The organism is Mesorhizobium sp. LjRoot246 (assembly GCF_964254115.1).
Taxonomy (GTDB): Bacteria; Pseudomonadota; Alphaproteobacteria; order Rhizobiales; family Rhizobiaceae; genus Mesorhizobium.
Map to the genome: position 1 here is coordinate 416849 of NZ_CAXUSN020000001.1, position 22370 is coordinate 439218.

The following is a 22370-nucleotide window of genomic DNA, read 5'->3' on the forward strand; positions in this document are numbered from 1 at the left end:
TCTGGCCATGATCCCGAAACCAGTTTCCGGGATCATGACCGGCCTCACCATTTGACGCTGAAGCCGAGATTGCCTTCGAGTATCCGGCGTTTGTCGCCGCCGAGATTGGTGGTGTAGTCGCCGGTGGCGAAGATGCTGACCTTGTCCGTCACCTTGGCAATCACGCCGCCGCCGAATTCGAACGAGGTCGATCTGCCCTCGGTCGAGATATCGGTGGTGTCGAAATTGACATGGCTGGTACCGCCGAAATCGTGCCAGATGTTGGCCTTGAGGTAGGGCTGCAGCGCCATGCCGTTGATCGTTGTCTCGCCTTGCAGCCGTGCGCCCAGCCGGCCGGTGACGCTGCCGTCGGAATCGAAGGAAACCGAAGCAAAACGGTCCGAGGTGTCGTCGAGCGACAGATGCTGCCAGACCAATTGCGCCTGTGGCTCGAGAGTCCAGCCTTGCGCTAGAGCTATGGGATAGCCGCCTTCCAGCGAAGCGGTGACGCCGGTGCCGTCGATATCGATGCCAATGTCGCGCGACGATGTCGCGTTGCCGCCGAAGAAGGTGGCCATGAAGACGCCGTCCAGGTACCAGCCGCCCTGGCCAATGCGGGTCCAGTAGCCGCCGACACTGGTGCCGTCGAGATCGATACCGCCGACGGACAGATTGTCCTGTCCCAGCGCCTGGCCGCGCACATCACCGTTCATGCTGGCATAGGCGACGAACAGGCCGGCGCGATCGACCGAACCGGAGCTGGTTTCTCGACCGAACAGGTCGAAGCCGCCCTGGAAGCCGAACAGCGTGCCGTCGAAGGACGGCGACGCCGTTCCCGAATACGCCATCTTGCTGTCCTGACCGAAAATGCGGCCCCAGACCGGTGACAGTTCCGTGTTCGACAACAGGCTCTGCTCGCCGCGCCGTTCGTGGAAAGTGCCAAGCGTCGTCATCGCCAGATGCTCGGCTACCGGCGGCAAGGCCGAGTAGACGGGAACCTCGATGCGGTAGAGCAGGATCTCCTCACCCGCGGCCGGGGTCGGCACGTCGGGCACATCCGTAGGCACCACCGGTGGCGGCGGGGGCGGATCCGCGGCCGGTGCCGGTGGTGGCGGCGGTGGCGGCTCGGGCTCCGGATCGGCTGCCTGCACCGGCGGTGTCGGGTCGACCGGCGGGTTGTTGACGTCGCCCTCGGTCGGCGGCGGCGTTGGCGGCAGCTCTGAAGGCGGCGGGGGCGGCGGCTCGGCTGCCGGCGGCTCGGGTTCCGGCGGCTCCGCCGCCGGTGGCGCCGCCGCCGGCGACGTCGGCGTTATCAGCGTCGAGCGCAGATACCAGTTTTCCTCGCTGCCGGCACTGACGCCGCCCTTGAACAGGTAATATTCGAAGGCACCGGCGGCGACGGGGGCGTCGAGCGCGAATGTGCCGGCGCCGGATGTGGCGCCGTTGACTGCCTGGACGACCATAATGCCGTCCGCCGTGGTCGCAGCACCTGCGCCGCCGACATTGACCACTCCGATGCCGGTCGAACCCGAAGCCGTGCCGCCCGACAGGACAAGCTTGTCGGATGCGGAACTGTCGTCACCAAGCTCGGTCTGGATCAGCAGCAGACCGCCCAGGCCGGTATAATTGCCTGATATCGTCAGGCTGTCAGTGGCGCCGGTGCTGCCGTTGGTCAGGTCGATGCGTCCGGCATTGGTGACCGATGCCAGCTGACCTGCGGTAAAGGCTTGTATCGCCGCGTTGAAGCCGCCGCCATAGAGCGTGCTTGCGGCGTCGACGCTGAGCGAACCCGTGCCGGTGCCGCTGTCGCCGAGCACCAAATTGCTGTCCAGCGTCAGTTCGGTGTCGTTGGTGGCGCCGATGCTTTCCCAGTTCTGGAGCCGGCTTACCCCGTCGAGCTTGACGTTGTCCAGGGTCAGCGCGTCAGTGCCAAGGCCGCCTGATATGGCATCCGTGGCGCCGAGATTGGCGTTGGTGAGATTGCTGAGCTTGGCGATGTCGTTGTCGCCGCCGAGGTCGACGGCGCCGTAGATGATGCCGCCGCCATTCCAGACGAAATTGTCGGCGCCAACGCTCATCAGTATATCACCACCGACGGTACCACCGGTGACCGTCACGCTGTCATTGCCGCCACTGACGCTGATGTTGCCGCCGATGGTGCCACCCGACAGGATGATCGTGTCCTTGTCGAAGCCGGTGACGAGGTTGCGGTCGATGGTGCCGCCTGACATGTTGAAATAGTTCTGGTCGAGCTTCATGTTGACGCGGCCGATGCGACCGCCGGTCATCACGGCACGGTCGCCATCGTCGAAGAAATCGACGATGCGCCCGCCGGTCATGGTGAACGTGTCCAGGCCATCGCCCTGGTTGAGCGAGCCGATCTGGCCGCCGCTCATGTTGAAGTCGTCGATGCCGGAGCCTTGCTGGACATTGCCAGCGACGGTACCCGTGCCAATGGTGAAGAAATCGGTGCCGCCGCCCTGATCGACGGTACCGGTGATGGTGCCGGACTGCATGTCGATACGGTCCGTGCCGACGCCAAAGGTGACGTTGCCTGATATCTGCCCGGTGCCGCCGGCGGGAAAGTTCAACGTGTTGTCGCCGTCGGCATCGGTGAGGCTGCCGCCCGATGAGCCGCTATCGCAGGTGTAGAGGGTGTTCCCGGCGGTTGGCCCCAGCACGCATGCGGCAAACGCTGCGGAACTGGGCAGCAACGCAAAAGCTGTAGTTGCGAGAAGGCTAATGAACCGTGGGTGTAGCCCGGGCGGCCTTCTCCACAGCAAAGCAACTGTTTTCTCCGCCCCTTCCGAACGACTGTTTGGAAGTCCGTTTTTCAGATGCCGCATCGCGTCCCCTCTCGATTCGCGATTTCAAGCCCCCGCCCGGCGCCGCAATGAAGACACAATTCGTTCGCTTTTACAAAGGCTAATCTGCCCCACATGGTTGCTAAACTGCAAAGACTACTGAAATGGCCCCTGCGCAGCACCCGGTTGGCAGGTTTGTGGTCCATGCCTTAGGATTGTCCTGGCCCGAAGGATCACGGGCCTGTCAAAGGACATTGCATGGCAATCAGGGACGCATTTGGCCTGACATTTTCGGGTGCAACGGAGGCAGGGTTCACGTCCTATAGCCAGGCGGTGCGTGAACTGCAGTGTTTCATCGGCGATCCTGTAGCCTCCGTCGACCGCGCCATCTCGGAAGATCCCGGCTTCGTCATGGCGCATGTCTTCAAGGGCTACCTGTTCGGCCTCGCCACCGAGCGGGAGGCGACGGCCGTGGCCAAGGCTTGCCACGAAGCGGCACTGCCGCTTGCCGCGACCACCCACGAGCAGGCGCATGTCGCAGCCCTTGGCCATCTCGCCAACGGGCGCTGGCATCAGGCCAGCCGCATTCTCGAGGATGTCACCATCGAGACCCCGCGCGACGGGCTGGCGCTGCAGGTCGGCCACCAGATCGATTTCTTCACCGGCAATGCCCGCATGCTGCGCGACCGTATCGCCCGCGCCTTGCCTGCCTGGCAAATGGGCATGCCCGGCTACCACGCCATGCTCGGCATGCAGGCGTTCGGGCTGGAGGAGATGGGCGACTATATCAGGGCCGAACAGCTTGGCCGTGCGGCGGTCGACATCGAGCCGCGCGATGGCTGGGCGCAGCACGCCGTCGCCCATGTCATGGAAATGCAAAGCCGGCAAAGGGATGGCATTGCCTGGATGCGCACCAACCCCGAAGCGTGGACAAGGGAGAGCTTCCTGCAGGTGCACAATTGGTGGCACCTGGCGCTGTTCCACTACGATCTCGGCGAGACCGACGAGGTGCTGGCCCTCTATGACGGCCCGATCTACGGCGTGCAATCGACGATGGCGCTCAACATGGTCGATGCCTCGGCAATCCTGTGGCGGCTCTATCTCGGCGGCATCGATGTCGGCGACCGCTGGGCAGCGATCGCCGCCAACTGGCGCAAAGCCGGCGCCGGCAATTATGCCTTCAACGATGCCCACGCGATGATGGCCTTTGTCGGCGCCGGTCTGGACGCCCCGGCTCAGACCCTGCTCGAAACGCAGCGCGAGGCCATGCATGGCGATGACGACAACGCTGATTTCACGCGGGATGTCGGCCACCCCCTGACGCTGGCGATCAAGGCGTTCGGTGAAGGCAATTATACCGAGACCGTGCGTCTGATCCGGCCGATCCGGGCAATCGCCCATCGCTTCGGCGGCAGCCACGCCCAGCGCGACGTGATCGACCTGACGCTGATCGAGGCGGCCCTGCGTGCCGGCGACGGCGCCCTTGCCAGGGCGCTCGCGGCGGAGCGTTCTATGGCGCGACCCGACAGTCCGCTGTCAGCGCTGTTTCTGCGACGCGCCGCCGATTTGTCGGAGAATTGACCCGAAGCGGATCTTGTTTTAAAAACTGGCCAAGCCAGATTTTTTCGAGACCCGAAAAAATTAAATGGCATGGGAGGAAATCATGTATCTCGGCCTCGATCTCGGGACATCGGGCGTCAAGGCGCTGCTGATCGATGCCGGGCAAACCGTCACCGGTTCCGGCCATGCGTCGATCGACGTGTCGCGGCCGCATCCCGGCTGGTCCGAGCAAAACCCTGACGACTGGATCGGCGCCTGCGAAGAGGCGATTGCCGACCTCAAGGCCAAGCATCCAAAAGAGTTCGCCGCGGTCAAGGGCATCGGCCTGTCCGGCCACATGCACGGCGCCACGCTGCTCGACGCCGCCGACAAGGTGCTGCGCCCCTGCATCCTGTGGAACGACACGCGCAGCCATGCCGAGGCCGCCGCCCTCGACGCCGACCCGCGCTTCCGCGCGCTGACCGGCAACATCGTCTTTCCCGGTTTCACCGCGCCAAAGCTTGCCTGGGTGAAGAACAACGAGCCCGCTGTCTTCGCCAAAGTCGCAAAAGTGCTGCTGCCCAAGGATTTCCTGCGGCTCTGGCTTTCGGGCGAGCACATTTCGGAAATGTCGGATTCGGCCGGCACCTCCTGGCTCGATGTCGGCAAGCGGCGCTGGAGCGCGCATTTGCTCGCGGCGACATCGCTCGATGAAAAGCAGATGCCGTCGCTGGTCGAGGGCACGCAAAGGGCAGGCGCGTTGCGCGCCGAACTGGCCTCCAAATGGGGCATGCAGGCCGGCATTCCGATCGCCGGTGGCGCCGGCGACAATGCGGCCTCGGCCTGCGGCATGGGCACGGTCGGCGCCGGCCAGGCCTTCGTCTCGCTCGGCACATCGGGCGTGCTGTTTGCCGCCAATGCTTCCTACCTGCCCAACCCGGCAAGTGCGGTGCATACATTCTGCCACGCGCTGCCGAACACCTGGCACCAGATGGGCGTCATCCTGTCGGCGACCGATTCGCTCAACTGGCTGTGCGAAATCACCGGGAAGAGCGCCGGCGAGTTGACCGCCGAACTCGGCGAGACATTGAAGGCGCCCGGCGGCGTGTCCTTCCTGCCGTATCTTTCCGGCGAGCGCACACCCTACAATGATGCCGCCATTCGCGGCGCGTTCACCGGGCTGGCGCATGAATCGAGCCGTGCCGCGCTGACCCAGGCCGTGCTGGAGGGCGTCGCCTTTGCCTTCCGCGACAGCCTGGAAGCTCTGGCCACAGCCGGCACGAGTTTGACGCGGGTGACGGCGATCGGCGGCGGCTCGCGCTCGCGCTACTGGCTGAAGGCGATTGCCACCGCGCTTCAGCTGCCTGTCGACATTCCCGCCGACGGCGATTTCGGCGCCGCCTTTGGTGCCGCGCGGCTCGGCCTGATCGCGGCGACGGGTGCCGATCCGCTCGAAATCTGCACGGCACCGAGGACCGATGCCACGATCGAACCGGACGCGGCGCTTGGCGGTGTCTATGCGGACGCCTATCAGCGCTACCGGGCGCTGTACCCGGCGATCAAGGTCGCCACGGCGTGAGTCGGCGCGAGGCGCCCCCCTCTGCCCTGCCGGGCATCTCCCCCTCAAGGGGGGAGATCGGCAGCTTTGGCGCTGCCTCATTTCTTTCAACGTCGACTATTGGCCAAAACTCCGAGGCTAGCCAATCTCCCCCCTTGAGGGGGAGGTGGCCGGCAGGCCAGAGGGGCGCGCTTCGCTCCGGCCTCCCCCAGAAGCAATCACTGCGCCGGCACCTTGTCGAGGAAGCCGGTGATGCTCCTCAGGCGGCCGTTCTCGATGACGCCGATGTCGGTGCCTTCGATCACCGAAGGGGTACCCTCCGGACCAAGATTCCAGGAGAAACGGATCTTGTCGGCAAAACCGTCCGGCGTGCCCTTCAGCGAGAAGCGGAAGCCGGCAAAGCGCTGCTGCACGCCGTCGATCAAAGCCGCGACGCCTTCATGGCCGTCGCCCTGCATGATCGGATCGCGGTAGCTGACATCTTCGGTGAAGGTCGCCTTGAGCAATTCGGTCCGGCGGCCGGCATCGCTCTCATTCCAGGCGGTGATGTAGTTTTCGGCGATCTTGGTGAGGTCGGTCATGATCTGTCTCCTTCGTTTGATGGTTTTGACATGACCCTTTTCGGCCAGCGCCGGCGTGAAACCAATTACGCCTGAGGTAATGGCGGCAGAACTTTGTGAGAGGACAGAAATCATGAGCAGCGGATTTTTCGGCGACATCAAAGAGATCAAGTATGAGGGGCCGGATTCGACCAATCCGCTGGCTTACCGGTTCTACAACCCGGACGAGGTGGTCGCCGGCAAGCGGCTGGAAGACCATCTGCGCTTCGCCGTCGCCTATTGGCATTCCTTCGCCTGGCCGGGCGGCGATCCGTTCGGCGGCCAGACCTTCGACCGGCCGTGGTTCCCCAAGGCCGGCGGCGTCGACACGATGGAACTGGCAAAGCTGAAGGCCGACGTCGCCTTCGAGATGTTCTCGCTGCTCGGCGCACCCTATTTCTGCTTCCACGACGCCGATGTGCGGCCGGAGGGCAAGGATTTTTCCGAGAGTGCCGCGCGTCTCGACGAGATCGCCGACTACTTCGCCGGAAAGATGAAGCAGACCGGCGTCAAGCTTTTGTGGGGCACGGCCAATTTGTTCTCCAATCGCCGCTTCATGTCGGGTGCGGCCACCAATCCCGATCCGGATGTGTTTGCCTACGCAGCGGCGACGGTGAAAAGCTGCATCGACGTCACCAAGCGGCTGAAGGGCGAGAACTACGTGCTGTGGGGCGGACGCGAGGGCTATGAGACGCTGCTCAACACCGATCTTGCGCGCGAGCAGGAACAGGCCGGCCGTTTCCTCAGCATGGTCGTCGACTACAAGCACAGAATAGGTTTCAAGGGCACGATCCTGATCGAGCCGAAGCCGCAGGAGCCGACCAAGCACCAGTACGACTATGATGTCGCGACCGTCTACGGCTTCCTCAAGCGCTTCGGGCTGGAGAAGGAGGTCAAGGTCAACATCGAGCAGGGCCATGCCATCCTGGCCGGCCATTCCTTCGAGCACGAGCTGGCGCTGGCCAATGCTCTCGGTATTTTCGGTTCGATCGACATGAATCGCAACGACTACCAGTCGGGCTGGGACACCGACCAGTTCCCCAACAACGTGCCGGAAATGGCGCTGGCCTACTACCAGGTCCTGCAGGCCGGCGGCTTCAAGACCGGCGGCACCAATTTCGACGCCAAGCTGCGCCGCCAGTCGCTCGATCCGCAGGATCTGCTGATCGGCCATATCGGCGGCATGGACTCTTGCGCACGCGGCCTGAAAGCCGCGGCCCGCATGGTCGAGGACAAGGCGCTGTCGGCGCCGCTGGCCGAACGCTATGCCGGCTGGAACACAGCCGAGGGCAAGGCGATGCTTGCCGGCAAGCGCACGCTGGAAGACATCGCCGAGCGCGTGGTCAAGAGGAAGATCGAGCCGCAGCCGAGGTCCGGCCGCCAGGAACTGCTGGAAAACATCGTCAACCGGTACGTGTAAAGCCCGATCTGGACCGACATCCGCCACCTCTGGCTGAAAGCCGCCGGACAACTTCCTGCTCATCAGCCCATCTCGCGCAGGCTTCCGAGGATCACCCAGATCTTCGACAGCCTGCCGGGATCAACATGCGCCAGAGGGCTTGCCCGGCGACAAGGTTTTGCCTCTTGGCGCCTCTCAATCGCCCTGCTCTTGCCTTCAAACTGCCGTCACGAATCTCGTATAAGTACGGACGTGGCGGGAGAGGAAGAAGGAGGCGAACCGATATGCAGAACGAACGTGAAATCGACGCCCTGCTTTCATCGGGCGAGGCCGGATCGATCATCGACCGGCTGATGGCAATGCCAGATTCGAAAGACGGCGCCCGCAAGACAAACGAATGGGATCGCGCGGTCGCCGCGCGACTCGAAACGGCACTGGCCAAAAGCATGCGCTCGCGCATTGTCCGGGAAGGCCGCGACGCCGCCTGATCTTCCGTAGTTTGACGAACGGGGACTGTTTCTCCATCCTTTACCGATGATACGCGCGGTGCTCCTCGATCTTCTGGGTGTCGTCTATGATGGCGACACCCAGATAGCGGGCGCTGCCACGGCCATCGAGCATCTACGCAACGCGGCCTTGCCACTCCGTTTTGTCAGCAACACCACACGCTCGCCGCGCCGCGCAATCATCGCGCAACTTGTCGCCATGGGCATAAGGGTTGCGGACGACGAATTGCTGACGCCGGCGCGCGCCGCTACCGAATGGTTGCGCAGGCATGACCGCCAGCCTCATCTGCTCGTCCATCCCAACCTCGAGGCTGAGTTTTCCGGACTGGAAGGCGGGAGCGGGCGAGCCGTCGTCGTCGGGGATGCAGGCGAAGCCTTCGACCATGCCAGCCTCAACCGAGCCTTCCGCGAACTAGTGGCCGGCGCCGACTTTGTGGCGCTCGCCACCAATCGCACCTTCAAGGATGCAGACGGTCTGCTCAGCCTCGACACCGGCGCCTTCGTCGCAGCCCTCGAATTCGCCAGCGGGCGAAGCCCTGTCGTACTCGGCAAGCCGTCACCGGATTTCTTCCGTTCGGCGCTTGCCGGTTTGAACTGCCCGGCAGCCGATGCGGTCATGGTCGGCGACGATGCCGAGAACGATGTCGCCGGCGCCCTGCGCGCCGGGCTTGGCGCGGCGCTGCTGGTGCGGACAGGCAAGTATCGCCCCAACGACGAGACACGCTTCGATCCCGCTCCAACAGCCGTGGTCGACGACCTCGCCGCCGCGACCGACTGGATACTCAACCGCGCCGCAGCCTGACCGGCGCTTCGCCGAAAGCCCGTGAAAAAGCCCTCGAAAATGCCGCGGCGGACGAAAATCCGGTTCGCCCGGCAATATCGGCCATGGCAACCCTTGTATCGACCACCAGCCGGCGTGCAGCGCCGAGGCGCAGCCTGAGGTAATAGGCGCCCGGCGTCTCGCCGATCGACTTGCGGAAAATGCTCTCCAGGGTTCGCGCCGTCACCCCGGCGCGTTTTGCCACCGCCTCTATGGTCAGCGGCTGGTCGACATGCACTTCCATCAGCCTGATGGCTTGCGCCAGACGCGGATCGTAGCCATCGAGCCGGCCAAGCGAGACCAGCGGCTGCGCGTCGGTCGCGGCGCGCGCCTGGTCGTAGATGAAGACGCTGGCGACATCGAGTGCGACGGCCATGCCGAGCCGCGTGCGAATGAGATGCAGCATCAGGTCGAAGGTCGGCGACGCGCCGCCCGAAGTGAACACCGGCCCATCGATGACATAGCGGTCCGGGCGGACATCGACGCCCGGGAAGGCCGAGGAGAAATCCTCCATATCCTCCCAATGGGTGGTGGCGCTGCGCCCTTCCAGCAGGCCGGCGCGGGCCACCAGCCAGGTGCCGGCTTCGACGCCGCCGCACGCGCGTGCTGTCCGGGCCGCCCGACGCAGGCCCGACAGCAGCGCCGACGTTGCATAGTTCTGGGTGCCGAAGCCGGCGACGACGACGAGAACGTCGGTTGGATCGGCCGCGTCGAAGCGGCCGCTGACCGCCACCGGCAGGCCGCATGTGGTGACCGGAGCCTCGCCGGTCACCGAGACCAGCTTGAAATCGAACAGGGTCTCGCCGGAAATGCGGTTGGCGGCGCGCAGCGGATCGACGGCCGACGCCACGCACATGATGGACGAGCCGGAAAACACCAGCAGCGTCACCTTGAGCGGCAGACGCTCGGCGCGAAAGATCGTTGGCTTTTCGCTTTTCGTCATGGAAGCTTCGTAAATCGCAAAACAGTTTCCGGCAAGTCGGGCATTGTTGTGGTTGGTCTTTGTGCATGTCGTTATCCCAAAACCGGTTCCCACTTTTGGGCGACATGCATAGTGTTTCTATCGGAGGAGAGTTCCATGCCGCTTGCGATGAACCGCGAGGTTTTCATTACCTGTGCCGTGACCGGGTCCGGCGGCTCGCAGGACCGCAGCCCGCATGTACCGCGCTCGCCCAAGCAGATCGCCGATTCGGCCATCGACGCGGCCAAGGCTGGTGCCGCAATCGTGCATTGCCATGTGCGCGACCCCGAAACCGGCAAGCCCAGGCGCGACGTGCACCTCTATCGCGAGGTGACCGAGCGTATCCGCGAGGCCAACGTCGACGTCGTGCTGAACCTGACCGCAGGCATGGGCGGCGACATGGTGTTCGGTTCGCCGGAAGCGCCGCTGCCGCTCAAAGAAAAAGGCACCGACATGGGCGGCGCCACCAACCGCATGGAACATGTGCGCCAGTGTTTGCCGGAAATCTGCACGCTCGACTGCGGCACCATGAATTTCGCCGAAGCCGACTACGTCATGACCAACACGCCCGGCATGCTGCGCGCCATGGGCGGCATGATGACGGCGCTCGGCGTCAAACCGGAGATCGAGGCCTTCGACACCGGCCATCTGTGGTTCGCCAAGCAGCTGGTCGAGGAGAAGGTGCTCAACCCGGATGCCTTGGTGCAGCTCTGCATGGGCGTGCCGTGGGGCGCGCCCGATGACCTCAACACGTTCATGGCCATGGTCAACAATGTGCCGTCGACCTGGAACTGGTCGGCCTTCGCCATCGGCCGCAACCAGATGGCCTATGCCGCGGCAGCCGTGCTGGCCGGCGGCAATGTCCGCGTCGGGCTGGAAGACAATCTGTGGCTCGACAAGGGCGTGCTGGCGACCAATGCGCAGCTGGTCGAGCGTGCCGCCAGCATCGTCACCAATCTCGGTGCCAGGATTCTTGGGCCGGAGGAGGTGCGCAAGAAGCTCAACCTCACCAAGCGGGCGCCGATCGCGGCATAAATTATTCTCCTTGGAGGTCGGCATGACTACCGTAAAATTCACCGCGATGAAGGATGGCGACCGGGACGACTACAAATTCCTGACCGCGCATGAGATCGACTATGCGGCCAGGACCGGCGAGCGGCTGCTCGACGCGCTTGTCCAGCTCGACGAAGGCCTGTCGGGCTACAAGATCACCCGGCTCGGCCATTCGCTGCAGGCGGCGACCCGTGCCTGGCGCGACGGCGCCGACACCGACTGGATCGCCTGCGCACTTCTGCACGACATCGGCGACATCTATGCGCCCTACAATCACGACGAATATGCCGCTTCGATCCTGAAACCCTTCGTGCGCGAGCAATGCACCTGGGTGGTGGAGAATCATGGCGACTTCCAGCGGCTCTATTATGCCCATCATCTGGGCGGCAATCGCCACGCCCGCGACCGCTTTGCCGGCCACGCCTATTTCGACGATTGCGATCAGTTTTGCGAGCGCTGGGACCAGTCCAGCTTCGACCCCGACTATGACACGCTGCCGACCGAATTCTTCCGGCCCTTCGTGCTCGAGGTCTTTGCCCGCAAGGCCTACGATCCCACAGTGATCCGTGCCGGCGAGCGCGTTCCCCTCATCGACCTGACAACAGCCAAGACCAGAACCGGAGCTTCCGCATGAGCATCATCAACAAGGCCGCCGCCATCGGTGGCGGCGTCATCGGCGCCGGCTGGGTGGCACGGCTGCTGCTCAACGGCATCGACGTGTCGATCTTCGATCCCGATCCCGAGGCCTCGCGCAAGGTCGGCGAAGTGATGAAGGGCGCGCGCCGCGCCTACAAGCAGATGCTGCCCGGCGGTCTGCCGAAAGAGGGCAAGCTGACCTTCGCCAAGACCATCGCCGAGGCGGTTGCAGATACCGATTTCATCCAGGAAAGCGTGCCCGAGCGGCTCGATCTCAAGCACCGCGTGCTGGCCGAGATCGATACTCACGCGCCTGCCAACGCCATCGTCGGCTCGTCGACCTCCGGCATCAAGCCGACCGACATGCAGGTGGCGATGAAAAAGCATCCGGAGCGGCTGGTCGTCGGCCATCCGTTCAATCCGGTCTATCTCCTGCCGCTGGTCGAGATCGTCGGCGGCGCGCAGACCTTCCCCGAGGCGATCGAAGTTGCCAAGGAAATGTACGCCTCGATCGGCATGAAGCCTGTCGTCATTCGCAAGGAGATCGAGGCCTTCGTCGGCGACCGCCTGCTCGAAGCGGCTTGGCGCGAGGCGCTGTGGCTGATCAAGGACGGCATCTGCACCGTCGAGGAGCTCGACGACATCATGCGCTACGGCTTCGGCTTGCGCTGGGCGCAGATGGGCATGTTCCAGGTCTATCGCGTCGCTGGCGGCGAGGCGGGGATGCGCCACTTCATGGCGCAGTTCGGGCCTTGCCTGAAATGGCCATGGACCAAGCTGATGGATGTGCCGGAGTTCAACGACGAGCTGGTCGACTTGATCGCCACGCAGTCGGACGACCAGGCGCATGGGCTGTCGATCCGCGAGCTGGAAAAGATCCGCGACGACAACCTGGTCGCGATCATGGATGCGCTGTCGAAGCAGAACAAGGGTAAGGGCTGGGGCGCCGGCGCGCTGCACAAGGACTACACCAAACAGCTGGCTAAGCTAGCGGCGAAGAAACCTACGGCCTCCAAGGCGGCTGAGAAGGCCAAAGCCTTGAAGCCGGTGAAGAAAGCTGAAAAGCCGAAGAAAAAGAAGAAAGGCTGAGAGCATGGATTTCGGGCTGTCGGAGGAACAAAAACTCATCGTCGAGACGACGCGGGCGTTCGTCGAGAACGAGCTCTACCCGCATGAGCGCGAGGTCGAACGCACCGGCGTGCTGCGCCGCGACCTGATCGAAGAGATCAAAGCCAAGGCGATCGGGGCCGGGCTCTATGCGGCCAACATGCCGGCCGATGTCGGCGGCGCTGGCCTCGATACGGTGACCTGGCTGCTCTACGAAAAGGAGCTCGGCCGCGCCAATTATGCGCTGCACTGGACCTGCGTGGCGCGCCCCTCCAACATCCTTCTCGCCGGCACGCCGGAGCAGCGCGAAAAGTACCTGTTCCCCTGCATCCGTGGCGAGAAATGGGACTGCCTGGCGATGACCGAGCCGGGCGCCGGTTCCGACCTGCGCGGCATGAAGGCGACCGCGGTGCAGGACGGCGACGACTGGGTGCTGAACGGCACCAAGCACTTTATCTCCCACGCCGACCTCGCCGACTTCGCCATCGTGTTCATGGCTTCCGGCGAAGAGGATTCGCCGCGCGGCAAGCGTAAGAAGATCACCGCCTTCTTCGTCGACAAGGGCACCAAAGGCTTCACCGTCCGCGATGGCTATCGCAACGTCTCGCATCGCGGCTACACCAACGCCATCCTCGAATTCGACGATTGCCGGCTGCCCGGAGCCCAAGTGCTGGGCGAAGTCCATAAGGGGTTCGACGTTGCCAATTCCTGGCTCGGCGCCACACGCCTGCAGGTCGGCGCCACCTGTCTTGGCCGCGCCGAGCGAGCGCTTGGCCATGCCGTGGAATATGCCGCGCAGCGCCAGCAATTCGGCCAGCAGATCGGCAAGTTCCAGGGCGTGTCGTTCAAGCTCGCCGACATGGCGACCGAACTGAAGGCCGCCGACCTGATGGTGTTCGAGGCCGGCTGGAAGTACGATCAAGGCACCGTCACCGATCAGGACATGGCCATGGCCAAGCTGAAGGCCACTGAAATGCTCGCATACGTTGCCGATGAGGCGATCCAGATCCATGGCGGCATGGGGCTGATGGACGATCTGCCGCTGGAGCGCATCTGGCGCGACGCCCGCGTCGAGCGCATCTGGGAAGGCACGTCGGAGATCCAGCGCCACATTATTTCAAGGGCGCTGCTGCGCCCGTTTGGGGCCTGAAAAAAGATATGTTTGCGTTCCTTGGCGCCCCCCTCTGTCCTGCCGGACATCTCCCCCTCAAGGGGGGAGATCGGCTGGCATTTTCGATTTCACCAATCATCACCGTTGTAGGTCTTGAGCCGACGACGAAGCTGCCAATCTCCCCCCTTGAGGGGGAGATGCCCGGCAGGGCAGAGGGGGGTGCTCGTGCACAAGCTTGAACGTCTTCTGCGCCCCAAATCGATCGCCGTGTTCGGCGGGGCGCAGGCCGCGGCCGTTGTCGCGCAATCGATCAAGATGGGTTTTGCCGGCGATATCTGGCCGGTGCATCCGACCAAGGACGAGGTCGCCGGCCGCAAGGCCTATCGTTCGGTCGCCGACCTTCCCGGCGCGCCTGATGCCGCCTTTGTCGGCGTCAACAGGCACCTCACCATCGAGGTGGTCAAGGCGCTGGCCGAACGCGGCGCCGGTGGCGCCGTCTGCTTTGCCGCCGGCTTCCTCGAAACAGAGGCCTATGACGACGACGGCGAACGGCTGCAGGCCGAGCTGGTTGCGGCGGCGGGCCGGATGCCGATCATCGGGCCGAACTGCTACGGCCTGATCAACTATGCCGACGGTGCGCTGCTGTGGCCGGACCAGCATGGCGGCATAAGGCTGGCCGAGGGTGGCAAGGGCGTCGCCATCATCACCCAGTCCTCCAACATCGCCATCAACATGACGATGCAAAAGCGTGGCCTGCCGATCGCCTTCCTGATGACCGCCGGCAACCAGGCGCAGACCGGCCTGTCGGAAATGGCGCTCGGCCTGATCGAGGACGAGCGGGTCACGTCGCTCGGCCTGCACATCGAGGCCTTCGATTCGGTAGCCGGCTTCGAAAGGCTGGCGGCACGGGCACGCGAGCTGAAAAAGCCGATCATCGCCATGAAGGTCGGCCGCTCCGAGCAGGCGCGGCAAGCGACCGTCTCGCACACCGCCTCGCTGGCCGGCTCGGACGCGGCCTCCGGCGCGTTCCTGAAGCGGCTTGGCATAGCGCGTGTCGATTCCATCCCCGCCTTCATCGAGGCGCTGAAGCTGCTGCATGTCACCGGACCTTTGCCCGGCTATCGTCTGTCGTCGATGAGCTGCTCGGGCGGCGAGGCCTCCGTCATGGCCGACAGCGCGGAAGGCCGCTGGGTCAATTTCCCGGTGCTCAGCGACACCCATCGTGCCCATGTCAAATCGACGCTGGGACCACTGGTGGCAGTCGCCAACCCGCTCGACTACCACACCTTCATCTGGAATAACGAGCCGGCGATGACCGCCACCTTCACCGCCATGGTGTCGGGCGGCTTCGACCTCAACATGCTGGTGCTCGATTTTCCGCGCCCGGACCGCTGCTCTGATATTGATTGGTGGGCGACGCTGCGCGCCTTCGAGGCGGCGCTGAAGACCAACAAGGCGCAAGGCGCGATCGTTTCCTCGCTGCCGGAGAACCTGCCGGAAGAGTACACGGCCGGGCTGATGGCGCGCGGCATGGTGCCGTTGTTCGGCATTTCCGAAGCCATGGACGCCGCCCAGGCGGCAGCCTTCATCGGCTGGGCCTGGCGCGAGCCGCAAGCGCAGTCGATCGACACGTCGGCCTCCGGCGCTCCCGGTGGCGACCATGTCACGCCCGACGAGGCCGAGGCGAAATCCCGCCTCATCGAGGCCGGCCTGCCGGTGCCGAAAGGCGAACGCGCCGCCAATGCCGTCGAGGCGGTGATTTCGTCGATGGCGCTCGGCTTCCCGGTGGCGCTGAAAGCGTTGGGCGTCACACACAAATCCGAGGTTGGCGCCGTCAGGCTCAACCTCAAGGACGCGGAGTCCGTCAGCACGGCGGCGCATGACCTCTTACCGCTCGGCACCGGGCTCTATGTCGAGCGTATGGTGCGCGACGGCGTCGCGGAACTGATCGTCGGCTTCACCCGCGATCCGATGTTCGGCGCGGTGATGACGCTGGGCACCGGCGGCGTGCTGGTCGAGCTGCTGCGCGACAGTGTTACGCTGATGCTGCCGGCAACCCGCGACGATATCGAGGCGGCGTTGCGCGGCCTGAAACTGTTCCCGCTGCTCGAAGGCTATCGCGGCCGGCCGAAAGCCGATGTCGCTGCGGCCATCGATGCCATCTCCGGCATTGCCGCCTTCGTGCAGCAGAATGCCGGCGAGATCGAAGAACTCGACATCAACCCGCTGATCGTCTGCAGCGAGGGCAAGGGCGCCTGGATCGCCGACGCTCTGCTGGTGCTGGGAGACAAGAAGAATGCCTGACGTCATTTCGACCCGCCGCGAGGGCACCATCCTCGAAGTCACGCTCGACCGACCCAAGGCCAACGCCATCGACCTGAAGACCTCACGGCTGATGGGGGAAACCTTCAAGGCATTCCGCGACGATCCCGGCTTGCGCGTCGCCATCGTCAAGACCGCCGGCGACAAGTTCTTCTGTGCCGGCTGGGACCTCAAAGCCGCTGCCGGCGGCGATGCCGTCGACGGCGATTATGGCGTCGGCGGTTTTGCCGGGCTGCAGGAATTGCGCGACCTCAACAAGCCGGTCATCGCCTGCGTCAACGGCATGGCGGTGGGCGGCGGCTTCGAGCTGGCGCTGTCCTGCGACCTCATCTACGCCTCCGATCATTCCTCCTTCGCGCTGCCCGAAATCCGCGCCGGCACGCTGGCCGACGCGGCAACGATCAAGCTGCCGAAGCGCATCCCCTATCATGTCGCCATGGACCTTTTGCTCACCGGCCGCTGGATGGATGTCGCTGAAGCGCATTGCTGGGGCCTGGTCAACGAAGTGCTGCCCAAGGAAAAGCTCGAGGAGCGCGTCTGGGAGATCGCCCGGCTGCTGGCCGGCGGCCCGCCGCTGGTCTTCGCCGCGATCAAGGAGACGGCGCGCGTGGCCGAGGCGCTGACCTTCCAGGATGCGATGAATAGAGTGACCCGCCGGCAGCTGGCGACGGTCGATGCGCTTTATGGCTCCGAGGACGGCATGGAGGGTTTTCGCGCTTTTGCGGAGAAGCGTGAGCCGGTGTGGAAGGGGAAGTAGTGGATACCGCCGGAACGATGGCGCTTACCCCCCTCTGTCCTGCCGGACATCTCCCCCTCAAGGGGAGAGATTGGCAGCCGACGCGTCAACGCTCATCTACCAACGCCGGAGATTGGCGAAGGCCATCACGTCATCCGATCTCCCCCCTTGAGGGGGAGATGTCCGGCAGGACAGAGGGGGGCGCCCAAGCTCAACCTTGGCGACCCTTCCCGCACCCATGACCGACTACACAAAGCTCATCGACGCCGAGACCTGGGCCTTCATCGAACAAACCAATTCCTATTATCCGCCCGACACGATCGACTACACGATCGCGCAGCAGCGTGATATCTACGACCGTATGTGCCGTGAGTTCTTTGCTGGCTATCCCGAGGGCGTTGCGGTCGAAACCTCAGCCATTGCAACGCCCACGCACGACATCCCGATCCGCATCTACCAAAGCGCACGCCAGGCAGCCGTGACGGTGCTCTATGTTCATGGCGGCGGCTTCATCCTTGGCGGCCTGGACAGCCACGACGATGTCTGCGCCGAGCTCTGCGCCCGCACCGGCTATGAGGTGGTCTCGGTCGACTACCGGCTGGCGCCGGAACATCTGCATCCGGCTGCCTTCGACGATGCGATGAGCGCCTTCGAATGGGCAGCCGCCAATCGCGATCATCCTATCTTGCTTTGTGGCGACAGCGCCGGCGGCAATCTCTGCGCCGCCGTCAGCCATGCCACGCGTGGCCATGCGAAAAGGCCGGTTGGCCAGGTGCTGATCTATGCGGGGCTTTTCGGCGATCGTTCGAAAGGATCCTATATTAGGCATGCCGAGGCACCGATGCTAACGGCGCGCGATATAGAATTCTACAAGCATATCCGCACCGGCGGAGTAGACCGGGCCGGCGACATAATACTCTCGCCGCTCGCCGACACCGACTTCTCAAACCTGCCGCCGACCGTGCTGATCACCGCTGAGTGCGACCCGCTGTCGTCGGATGGCGAAGCCTATCGCGACCGCATCCTTACCGCCGGCGGGCGAGCCTGGTGGTTCGAAGAGAAGGGGCTGGTGCACGGCTATCTCAGAGCCCGGCACACGGTCAGCCGTGCTCGCGCGAGTTTTACCCGGATCGTCGAGGCGGTGGCCGCCCTCGGTCAGGGCGACTGGCTCTGGTGAGTGGTTTAGTCGTCTCGCGGTTTGGGGCCTTATTGCACGGCCGCAGCCGCCGCCCGGCCGGCGCTGCGGCCGGAGAAGATGCAGCCGCCGAGGAATGTGCCTTCCAGCGCCGCATAACCATGCACGCCGCCGCCGCCGAAACCGGCGGCTTCGCCAACCGCATAGAGCCCGGCAACCGGCTGGCCATCTGCACCCAGCACGCGGCTGTCGAGATCGGTCTGCAGGCCGCCCAATGTCTTGCGGGTCAGGATGTTGAGGCGCACCGCGATCAGCGGTCCATTCGCCGGATCGAGCATCTTGTGCGGCTTGGCGGTCCGGATCAGCCGATCGCCGAGATAGGCGCGCGCGCCACGCAAGGCGGTGATCTGCATGTCCTTGGAGAAGGGATTGTCGAGCTGCCTGTCGCGGGCGCGGATCTCGCGCTCGACCTGAGCCAACTCTAGCAACGGCTCGCCGCCGGCCAGCGCATTCATGCGGCTGACCAATTTCGGCAATTCTGCCTCGACAATAAAGTCCTCGCCCTTCTCCATGAACGCCTTGACCGGACCCGGAATTCCTGACGTGGCGCGGCCGAGCACCTGGCGCCAGCTCTTGCCGGTCAAATCGGGGTTTTGTTCGGAGCCCGACAGCGCGAATTCCTTCTGGATGATCTTTTTGGTCAGGATGAACCAGGAATAGTCGAAGCCCGTGCTCATGATGTGGCTGAGCGTGCCAAGCGTGTCGAAACCGGGATAGAGCGGCACCGGCAGGCGCTTGCCGCGCGCATCGAGCCACAGCGATGACGGGCCGGGCAGGATGCGGATCGCATGGTCGGTCCAGATAGGCGCCCAGTTCTTGATGCCCTCGACATAGTGCCACATGCGGTCGCGGTTGATGATCGAGCCGCCGGCCTGTTCCGTAATCGCCAGCATGCGGCCGTCGACATGGTCGGGCACGCCGGCGATCATGCGCTTCGGTGCCGCGCCCAGCCGCTGCGGCCAGTTCTCCCGGACAAGCTGATGGTTTGCGCCGATACCGCCGGAGGCAACGATCACCGCTTGTGCATGAAGCTCGAAATCGCCGGCGACGTCACGCGAACTCTTGTGGCCGCGCTCCACGGTGCTTGGCTGGAGGATATCGCCACGCACGCCATCGACGGCGGCACCCGTGCGGGTCAATTCATTGACGCGGTGGCGGAATTTGAAGCTGATCAGTCCTTGCTTCTGGGCTTCACGGACGCGTTGGACGAACGGTTCGAGCACGCCGGGGCCGGTGCCCCAGGTGATGTGGAAGCGCGGCACCGAATTGCCATGGCCGATGGCATTGCCGCCGCCACGCTCGGCCCAGCCGACGACGGGAAAGAATTTCAGGCCGCGCTGCATCAGCCAGGAGCGTTTCTCGCCGGCGGCGAAGCCGATATAGGCCTGCGCCCATTTGCGCGGCCAGAAATCTTCCGGCCGATCGAAGGCGGCCGTGCCCAGCCAGTCCTCGAGCGCCAGATCATGCGAATCGCGGATGCGCATGCGCCGCTGCTCGGGCGAATCGACGAGGAAAAGGCCGCCGAACGACCAGAATGCCTGGCCGCCCAGCGACTGCTCCGGCTCCTGGTCGACTATGATGATTTTCTTGCCGGCCTCGGCAAGCTCGGCGGCGGCGACCAGCCCGGCAAGGCCGGCGCCGACAATGATCACGTCCGCGTCGTCAGACATTTTCCCCTCCCAATTAGCCGGCTATTTTAATGCCGGGAGTCAGACGTTCTCCCAACTGTCCGTGCCGCCGGCGCGGAATATGGCATCGATGACTTTTTGGTTGAGCACCGATTCTTCCAGCGTGAAGACACGTTCCTTGCCGCCCTGTGCCGCGCGCGCAAAGGTCTCGACCTCCAGCCGGTATTGCTGCGTGCCGGGGAAGCGGAACACCTGCGCCTCGGTGTGGTTCTGGTTGTGCAGTTCGACGCGGTGGTGGTCGTAGAGCCCGGCGTTGAAGGGCGAGAACAGCTCGATGAAACCCTTCTCGCCGTGGAACACCATGACCTGGCGCGCCGCCATCTGCGTCGACAGGTAGAAGGACAGTTCGAAGTCGCCGAAATCGGCACGGATCGAGGAGTAGATGTCGGTGCCGAATTTCTTGTCGCGCTCGATCGTCGCCTGCACGCGCAGCGGCTCCTTGCCCGTCGAAAAGCGCGTCGACACGGTCGGGTAGACGCCGATGTCGGGCAGCGCGCCGCCGCCGAGATCGAGCTGGTTGCGCATGTTGTTGGGGTCGACATTGTAATAGGAAAACGCGCCCTGCACGTGGCGCAGCCTGCCGATGGCGCCGCTGGCGATAAGGTCGCGCACCTTGATCCATTGCGGGTGGTAGATGACCATGAAGGCTTCGCAGACCAGCACTTTTTTCTGGTCGCGCAGCTTGATCAGCGGAAGGATGTCCTTGGCGTCGAGCGCCAGCGGCTTTTCGACCAGCACATGCTTGCCGGCTTCGATGGCCTTCGCCGCCCATTCGACATGCTGCGATGTCGGCAGCGGAATGTAGACGCCGTCGACCTCGTTGGAAGCGAGCAACTCCTCATAGGAGCCGAAGGCATGGCGGGCACCGAAGCGCTCGGCCAGCGCCTTGGCCTTCGACAGGTCGCGGCTGGCGATCGCCGACAGCACGCCATTCTCCGCCTCGACCATCGCCGGCAACAAATGCTCGCGGCCGATCTTGGCCGTCGACAACACACCCCATCGGAACATCAGGCTTCTCCATCACGATTACAGGCGACGAGGTTTGCCCGAAATCGGCGGAAAAGCCAATGCGGGCGCTAGATTCCTCGCCCCACGAAGTGCAGGGCTGTCCGGGGAAAGTCATTCATAGGTGAAGCACATCTGGTTTGGGGAGTAATTGGGTTTTCGTTGACTTGGGTTGACGGGTGGCGGTTTGTCGATGGCGGCGATGTTTCGGCGCTCGAAGAGGCATCGGTTGACCAGATCGGTGAACCTGAGGATTGGCATGGCGATACGGTAGGCGCGAGCGGCGATGCGCAGCAGCGCATAGGCGACCATGGCGGCGAAGAGTTGCAGGCGGATGGCATTGTCGTTGTTGCCGAGGAACTTGCGGATTTTGAGATGCTGCTTGATCCAGCGAAACAAGAGTTCGATCTGCCATCGGCCTTTGTAGAGCTGTGCGATCTCGACGGCGGTTCGCTTGAGGTCGTTGGTCAAGAGCGTGATGGTGTCGCCGTCATTTCGCTTGAGGATGAGCCGGCGCAACGGGATTGCCAGTTTGCTGTTGGTTTTGCTGGCAAGACTTACGTTAGCATCCTCCAGAATGGTGAAGCCATCACCCTGAGTTTGGGCGATGCGACGCTGGCGCTCGACCTTGAGACCCATATTGGATTTGGGCCGCGTGACGAAGAAGGCCTTGGCGGTGGCGATCGCCGTCCACCAGCCGTAATGGCAATAGCCCTTGTCGAACACGTAGGTGGCGCCCTTCTCGATGGTGATCGTGCGGCCGATCTGGGCATCGTTGACGTTGGCATCGGTGATGTCGAGGACGCGCGGGCAATCGCTGTCGGGATCGTAGACGACATGCATCTTCATGCCACGAATGCGGCCGTTCGACTTGGCCCAGGCGCAGGTCTTGCCGAGCGGAATAGGCGTGGAATCGATCAGCCGCAGCATGGCCGTGCCCTCACGGCGCGTCTGCCGGTCAAGTTGGCCGGCAAGCAGACCGAAAGTCTCGGCAAAGAGACCAACGGGGCGGCGGCGGTTGGCATCCGACAAGGTCGAGCGGCGCAACCGGTCGGTGCCCAGATGATAATGGTGCTGGCAGTTGGCGTTCCAGCCGGCTTCCAGGCTACGCAGGCTGTCGGCGCCACTGAGCTGCGCATAAACCAGCACCATCAGGTGGTCCCAACTCTTGAACGACTTGTCGTAGGCATCCCCGTCATGGCTATCCACAACCGTCTGAAAGCCGCGCCGATTGATCGGTTCAACCAGCTTGCCAAGAATGCTAGGTGTAAAGCGCATGCTCCGTTCCCTTTCTGAGTCTCGACAACCAGAAGGTAGACGGAAAACCGCCGTCTTACGGGGCATGCGCATGC

The 22370-nt window shown here is 63.9% G+C and carries 18 protein-coding genes; 12 read left to right on the plus strand and 6 right to left on the minus strand.

Translation table 11 applies throughout. From position 1 onward, the window contains the following. Window positions 1-44: 44 nt before the first annotated feature. Window positions 45-2825 carry an autotransporter outer membrane beta-barrel domain-containing protein gene (locus ACSQ3L_RS01925; protein WP_436158395.1) on the minus strand — a complete coding sequence of 927 codons (2781 nt, stop codon included), beginning with the start codon at window positions 2823-2825 and terminating at the stop codon, window positions 45-47. A 216-nt stretch (window positions 2826-3041) separates the two neighbouring features. Between ACSQ3L_RS01925 and ACSQ3L_RS01930 the strand changes: the two genes are divergently transcribed. Further along, window positions 3042-4364: a tetratricopeptide repeat protein gene (locus tag ACSQ3L_RS01930; RefSeq protein ID WP_436158396.1), complete on the plus strand. Its 1323-nt coding sequence runs from the start codon at window positions 3042-3044 to the stop codon at window positions 4362-4364. Window positions 4365-4446: 82 nt separating this feature from the next. Next, window positions 4447-5901 (plus strand): xylulokinase, encoded by a 1455-nt coding sequence (xylB, locus tag ACSQ3L_RS01935; protein ID WP_436163369.1) that lies wholly within the window; start codon window positions 4447-4449, stop codon window positions 5899-5901. Window positions 5902-6098: 197 nt separating this feature from the next. Here xylB and ACSQ3L_RS01940 read toward each other — a convergent pair whose 3' ends face one another. Next, the gene (locus ACSQ3L_RS01940; RefSeq protein WP_436158397.1) at window positions 6099-6461 is read right to left on the minus strand and encodes a nuclear transport factor 2 family protein; all 363 of its coding nucleotides are present in this window, start codon (window positions 6459-6461) and stop codon (window positions 6099-6101) included. Between the two features lie 112 nt (window positions 6462-6573). Between ACSQ3L_RS01940 and xylA the strand changes: the two genes are divergently transcribed. The 3 genes from xylA (at window position 6574) to ACSQ3L_RS01955 (ending at window position 9186) form a co-directional block, all read left to right on the plus strand. Beyond that, window positions 6574-7899, plus strand: coding sequence for a xylose isomerase (gene xylA, locus ACSQ3L_RS01945; protein WP_436158398.1), 1326 nt, complete (start codon window positions 6574-6576; stop codon window positions 7897-7899). Between the two features lie 263 nt (window positions 7900-8162). Continuing rightward, complete coding sequence (locus ACSQ3L_RS01950) at window positions 8163-8366, plus strand: hypothetical protein (protein WP_436158399.1); 204 nt, start codon at window positions 8163-8165, stop codon at window positions 8364-8366. 58 nt (window positions 8367-8424) lie between these two features. Continuing rightward, window positions 8425-9186 carry a TIGR01458 family HAD-type hydrolase gene (locus ACSQ3L_RS01955; RefSeq protein ID WP_436158400.1) on the plus strand — a complete coding sequence of 254 codons (762 nt, stop codon included), beginning with the start codon at window positions 8425-8427 and terminating at the stop codon, window positions 9184-9186. Here the strand turns inward: ACSQ3L_RS01955 and ACSQ3L_RS01960 are convergent. Next, window positions 9167-10147, minus strand: a complete 981-nt coding sequence (locus ACSQ3L_RS01960) for a GlxA family transcriptional regulator (RefSeq protein WP_436158401.1) — start codon at window positions 10145-10147, stop codon at window positions 9167-9169. The genes ACSQ3L_RS01955 and ACSQ3L_RS01960 overlap by 20 nt on opposite strands. Before the next feature lie 135 nt (window positions 10148-10282). On the opposite strand from ACSQ3L_RS01960, the gene ACSQ3L_RS01965 reads away from it, so the two are divergent. The 7 genes from ACSQ3L_RS01965 (at window position 10283) to ACSQ3L_RS01995 (ending at window position 18307) form a co-directional block, all read left to right on the plus strand. Further along, window positions 10283-11200, plus strand: a complete 918-nt coding sequence (locus ACSQ3L_RS01965) for a 3-keto-5-aminohexanoate cleavage protein (RefSeq protein WP_436158402.1) — start codon at window positions 10283-10285, stop codon at window positions 11198-11200. A gap of 22 nt (window positions 11201-11222) precedes the next feature. Further along, window positions 11223-11852 (plus strand): HD domain-containing protein, encoded by a 630-nt coding sequence (locus ACSQ3L_RS01970; protein ID WP_436158403.1) that lies wholly within the window; start codon window positions 11223-11225, stop codon window positions 11850-11852. After that, window positions 11849-12943, plus strand: a complete 1095-nt coding sequence (locus ACSQ3L_RS01975) for a carnitine 3-dehydrogenase (protein WP_436158404.1) — start codon at window positions 11849-11851, stop codon at window positions 12941-12943. The genes ACSQ3L_RS01970 and ACSQ3L_RS01975 overlap by 4 nt, the downstream gene beginning before the upstream one ends. A gap of 4 nt (window positions 12944-12947) precedes the next feature. After that, window positions 12948-14111 (plus strand): acyl-CoA dehydrogenase family protein, encoded by a 1164-nt coding sequence (locus ACSQ3L_RS01980; protein ID WP_436158405.1) that lies wholly within the window; start codon window positions 12948-12950, stop codon window positions 14109-14111. A 186-nt stretch (window positions 14112-14297) separates the two neighbouring features. Next, entirely contained in the window at window positions 14298-16376 is a 2079-nt protein-coding gene (locus ACSQ3L_RS01985; protein WP_436158406.1) for an acetate--CoA ligase family protein, read from the plus strand. Next, window positions 16369-17151: a carnitinyl-CoA dehydratase gene (locus ACSQ3L_RS01990; protein ID WP_436158407.1), complete on the plus strand. Its 783-nt coding sequence runs from the start codon at window positions 16369-16371 to the stop codon at window positions 17149-17151. The genes ACSQ3L_RS01985 and ACSQ3L_RS01990 overlap by 8 nt, the downstream gene beginning before the upstream one ends. Window positions 17152-17368: 217 nt before the next feature. Next, the gene (locus ACSQ3L_RS01995) at window positions 17369-18307 is read left to right on the plus strand and encodes an alpha/beta hydrolase (RefSeq protein WP_436158408.1); all 939 of its coding nucleotides are present in this window, start codon (window positions 17369-17371) and stop codon (window positions 18305-18307) included. A gap of 29 nt (window positions 18308-18336) precedes the next feature. Here ACSQ3L_RS01995 and ACSQ3L_RS02000 read toward each other — a convergent pair whose 3' ends face one another. From ACSQ3L_RS02000 to ACSQ3L_RS02010, 3 genes are all read right to left on the minus strand, one after another. After that, window positions 18337-19995 carry an FAD-binding dehydrogenase gene (locus ACSQ3L_RS02000; RefSeq protein WP_436158409.1) on the minus strand — a complete coding sequence of 553 codons (1659 nt, stop codon included), beginning with the start codon at window positions 19993-19995 and terminating at the stop codon, window positions 18337-18339. A gap of 39 nt (window positions 19996-20034) precedes the next feature. Further along, window positions 20035-21021 (minus strand): Gfo/Idh/MocA family protein, encoded by a 987-nt coding sequence (locus ACSQ3L_RS02005; RefSeq protein ID WP_436158410.1) that lies wholly within the window; start codon window positions 21019-21021, stop codon window positions 20035-20037. Between the two features lie 111 nt (window positions 21022-21132). Next, window positions 21133-22296: an IS4 family transposase gene (locus ACSQ3L_RS02010; protein ID WP_436158411.1), complete on the minus strand. Its 1164-nt coding sequence runs from the start codon at window positions 22294-22296 to the stop codon at window positions 21133-21135. Between the last annotated feature and the right edge of the window lie 74 nt (window positions 22297-22370).